This is a genomic window from Methylobacterium sp. CCH5-D2, assembly GCF_001556475.1.
GTDB lineage: Bacteria > Pseudomonadota > Alphaproteobacteria > Rhizobiales > Beijerinckiaceae > Methylobacterium > Methylobacterium hispanicum.
In genome coordinates this window covers 1-3,814 of the sequence record NZ_LSIX01000815.1, presented here as the reverse complement: position 1 = coordinate 3,814, position 3,814 = coordinate 1, and the positions used below count along the sequence as shown (strand labels likewise).

General features: G+C 76.2%; 5 protein-coding genes. 4 read left to right on the top strand and 1 reads right to left on the bottom strand.

Annotated elements, in window-relative coordinates:
* The 4 genes from AX737_RS21530 to AX737_RS21520 form a co-directional block, all read left to right on the top strand.
* Window positions 1–251 (top strand): DUF6481 family protein (locus AX737_RS21530; RefSeq protein WP_066924780.1); only part of this gene is annotated, 251 nt, incomplete at its 5' end.
* A gap of 43 nt (window positions 252–294) precedes the next feature.
* Window positions 295–492, top strand: coding sequence for a hypothetical protein (locus tag AX737_RS21525; RefSeq protein WP_066924778.1), 198 nt, complete (start codon window positions 295–297; stop codon window positions 490–492).
* A 121-nt stretch (window positions 493–613) separates the two neighbouring features.
* The gene (locus tag AX737_RS34710; RefSeq protein WP_197430671.1) at window positions 614–778 is read left to right on the top strand and encodes a hypothetical protein; all 165 of its coding nucleotides are present in this window, start codon (window positions 614–616) and stop codon (window positions 776–778) included.
* A 410-nt stretch (window positions 779–1,188) separates the two neighbouring features.
* On the top strand, window positions 1,189–1,788 hold the full coding sequence (locus tag AX737_RS21520) for a cysteine hydrolase family protein (protein ID WP_066924776.1): 600 nt from the start codon (window positions 1,189–1,191) through the stop codon (window positions 1,786–1,788).
* 31 nt (window positions 1,789–1,819) lie between these two features.
* Here the strand turns inward: AX737_RS21520 and AX737_RS21515 are convergent.
* The coding region (locus AX737_RS21515; protein ID WP_066924774.1) for an ATP-binding protein at window positions 1,820–3,814 on the bottom strand (1,995 nt) is incomplete at its 5' end.

Genomic DNA, 3,814 nt, shown 5'->3' with positions numbered 1-3,814 from the left:
TCCTCGCGCGGCAGGCGGCCCGCCGGTCGGTCGTTCAGGCCCGCGAGGTCCGGATGGCGGAGCGGGAGGCGGCGCGCCAGGCAGCCGAGGCCCGCCGCGCGGCCGAGGAAGCCGCCGCGCTGGAGCGCCAGGCCGCCGAAGTCGCACGCCTGGCCGCCGAGCGCGCCGAGCAGCAGGCGCAGCTCGCCGCCGCCCAGAAGGCCGCCCGCGACGCGCGCTTCGCCGCCCGGAAGGCCAAGGCCCGCCGCTGAAGGGGCCTGGCGCCTCTTCAACCGAGATCCTCGAGGAGGTCCGATGTCCCATAAGTTCAAGGTCGGTCAGCACGTCAGGCAGTCCCGGATCGGCTACGCGGAGCCCGCGAGCGTCCCGGGCGCCCTCTTCGTCGTGGTGCGCCTGATGCCGGAGGATCGCACGGGCGAGGTCTCGTACCGCGTCAAGTCCGCGGCCGGCGAGCGCGTGATGCGCGAAGGTGAGATCACCCTCGCATCCTGATGAAACGCATGTTTCAGACGGTTTTATTACGGACCCGGCCTCGTAAAGCCGAGTCCATGCGACCACCTACAATCGTTCCCTCCGCGCAATCCTGTGCCTTGGGCGCCGATGGAGGCCGGACATGGCACGCACACCCAGTACAGGCCGGGCGACATCCGTCTCGACGGACGACTTCAACGAGCGCGTGAAGCGGCTCCTCGCCAACAAGCCGGACCCGCGCAAGGCCGACGACCACCGCAGGAGCGCGCCGCGCCGTCCGAAGCCCGGTCCGAAGCCGTCGGCGTGAGCGGACCCGCCCGGTCCCAGTCGTCGCGCGCGGCCGGCCGGAGCGTCGTCCGCCGCGGCTGAGGCCGGTCCAGCGGGACGATGGGGCCCGCGCGTGCCACCCGAAGCCCGGCTCGAAAAGGCTTCCATGCGCCTGACGCTCTCGCTCGTCCTCATCGCCGCCCTCGCCCTGTACGGCGCCTCGTTCCTCCAGAGCGCCAAGTCCGCCCCTGCTAAACTCGCGCCTGCCAAATTCGCGCCTGCCGAGTCCGCCCCCGTGCCGGAAGCGGACGGGGCGCATGCGCGCGCCGGAACGAAGCCCTGGCGCCCCGTTGCACCTATGGTCAGGATGTCGTCCGGGCGGCCGGTGATAGGGTCCCGCCCCGACACCGGTGCCCGAGCGAACGCATCGGTCGCGAAGGGAGAAGCGGCATGTCGGATCTCGTCACCCTGCGGGGCCTCTCCGGCCTCGACCCGGAGCCCGCACCGCTCGGGGGCTCCGCCCTCGTGATGGTCGACCTGCAGAACACCTACCGCGAGGGCGTGATGCGGCTCGACGGCGTCGAGCCCGCGCTCCGCGAGGCCGCCGCCCTGCTGGCGCGGGCGCGCGAGGCCGGCATCCCCGTCCTCCACATCCAGCACGATGCCGGGCCGGGCTCGCCCTACGACGTCGGGGCGCCGATCGGCCGGATCAGCGACGAGGTCGCCCCGCGGGCCGGCGAGCCGGTGATCACGAAGGCCTACCCGAGCGCCTTCGTCGGCACCGACCTTCAGGCGCGGCTGGAGGCGGCGGGCGTGAAGGACGTGGTGCTGGCAGGCTTCATGACGCACATGTGCATCAACTCCACCGCGCGCAGCGCCTTCAGCCTGGGCTTCCGCCCGACCGTGGTCGCCTCGGCGACCGCCACCCGCGACCTGCCCGCGCCGGACGGGTCGGTCGTCCCGGCCGGACAGGTCCAGGCGGCGAGCCTGGCCGCCCTCGCCGACCTCTTCGCCGTGGTCGCAGCGCGGCAGGCCGACATCCGGGGCTGAGCCGGGACCGGGCGGCCCGGGCGGCCGCCCCTCAGGCCCGCCGGGCCGCGCGGCCCGGCAGGAGGATCTCGACCAGGGTGCCCTCGTCCTTGCGGCTGGAGATGGAGAGGCGGCCGTCGTTGGCCTCGACCAGCGCCTTGCTCAGCGGCAGGCCGAGACCGCCCCCGGCCCCGCCGCCGGCCGCAGGGGCCCCGTCGGGGCCGCCGGACTCGGGACGGCCGCCGCGGAACGGCTCCAGCGCGAAGGCGATCTCCTCCGGGCTCATCCCCGTCCCGGTGTCGCGCACGCGCAGCGCCACGGCACCGCGCTCGGCCGGGTTCGTCGAGACGATGACCTGCCCGCCCGCGCCGGTGAGCCGGATCGCGTTGCCGATGACGAGGCGCGCGGCACGTGCCAGCGACGGCTCGTCGGCCTCCAGCGGCGCCAGATCCTCGGCGAAGCTCGTGCGCAGCACGATGCGGCCGCGGGCGGCCTCGGCCTGCATCTCGGCGACGCAGGCCGCGACGAGGTCGTTGAGCGGGAGCGGGCGCCGGCTCAGGGGCAGCCCTCCGGTCTCGACGGTGGCGAGATCGACGAGGTCGGCGACCAGCCCCAGCACCTGCTCGCCCGAGGAGCGCACGTCGTTGAGGTAGGAGCGGTAGCGGGCATGGCCCAGCGGCCCGTAGGGCTCCTTCAGCATCACGTCGGCAAAGCCCAGGATGCCGGTGAGCGGGGCACGGATCTCGCGGTCGAGCTGGGTGAGGAAACGCGCCACGAAGCCCGGCCCCTCGGACCGCGGCGCCTCCGGCGCGGGCCGCAGCAGCAGCGCCCGCCGCCCGCCGCCCAGGACCGCGGCCCGCACGGCGAGGCCGCGCTCCGCGATCGCGACGGAGCGCCCGTCCGGCTCCGCCAGGGCGCTGGCGAGGGCACCTGCGAGGGCACCTGCCAGATCAGGCGGGACGAGGTCGTCCAGCGCCGCGCCCAGCGCCGCGCGCGGGTCGCGGTCGAGGAGGTCCGCGGCGGCCCGGTTGAGCGCCAGGACCCGGCTCGCCGCGTCGGCCACGACGACGCCCTCCGCCACCGCGTCGAGCACGGCGCGCAGCGCGTCCGCGTCGGGCTCGACGTCCCGGTCGGGCACCGGGGCAGGCGGGCGGACCGCCGTTCCGGACACCATCGCGGATGCCGGCACGGGCGCCGCCTCGGGCGCTCCCCCGGGCGCTCCCCCGGGCGCTCCCCCGGGCGCTCCCTCGGCGTCATCCGCGAGCGGGCGGAGCAGGAGGCTGTCCGCGGGACCGCCGGACCACGGCATCGCGCCCCGCGCGAGCGCGACCGTCCGCCGGGTGCCGCCGCGGGTCTCCAGGATACGCACCGCGCCCTCCGGGGGCGGCGTCCGGCCCGGCTCCGGCAGCGGATCGGGGAACAGCCGCGCGAGGCCCGCCGTCCGGAGCGCGGCGAGGTCCGGATAGCCCGCGAGGTCGAGGAAGGCCCGGTTGGCCGCCAGGATCTCGGGCCCGCGGTGGAGCAGGAGCGGTCCCGGCACCCCGTCGAGCAGCGCCGAAGGCTCCGGCTCGGACCGGGCCGCGGCGAACGAGAAGGGCACCACCGCGCCCCGCCCGGCCGGGTCGGCGGACGCCGCCTCGGCCGCGTCGTCCGCCGCGTCGCCCGCGTAGCGCACGCCGAGCGCCCGCGCGATCTCCCGGAAGGCGTCGTGCTCGCTGACCGTGAGGGCGGATGCGGGGGCCTCGGGCTCCGGCGCGAGATCCGGCTCCGGCACGGAATCCGCTTCCGCTTCCGGGGCCGGGTCCGCTTCCGAGACGAGGTCCGGCCCGGGCGCATGCTCGGACGGGAACTCCGGCTCGGGCGCGACATCCTGCTCCAGCACGCCTTCGGGCTCGGGCGGGACGCCCGCCGCGGGGAAAGCGTCGGGCAAAGCCTCGGGTCCGGGGGCGGGCGCCCGCGCGGCCGGCCGGGCGGGCGGACCGAACCAGTCCTGCTGGAGCCATGCGGCGAGGAGCGGCGCGGCCATCGTGGCCATCGTGACCGGATC

Excerpts from the sequence above, each read along its gene's own strand:
- AX737_RS21525 (WP_066924778.1), top strand. The coding sequence starts at position 295 with ATGTCCCATAAGTTCAAGGTCGGTCAGCACGTCAGGCAGTCCCGGATC.
- AX737_RS21520 (WP_066924776.1), top strand. The coding sequence starts at position 1,189 with ATGTCGGATCTCGTCACCCTGCGGGGCCTCTCCGGCCTCGACCCGGAG.
- AX737_RS34710 (WP_197430671.1), top strand. The coding sequence starts at position 614 with ATGGCACGCACACCCAGTACAGGCCGGGCGACATCCGTCTCGACGGAC.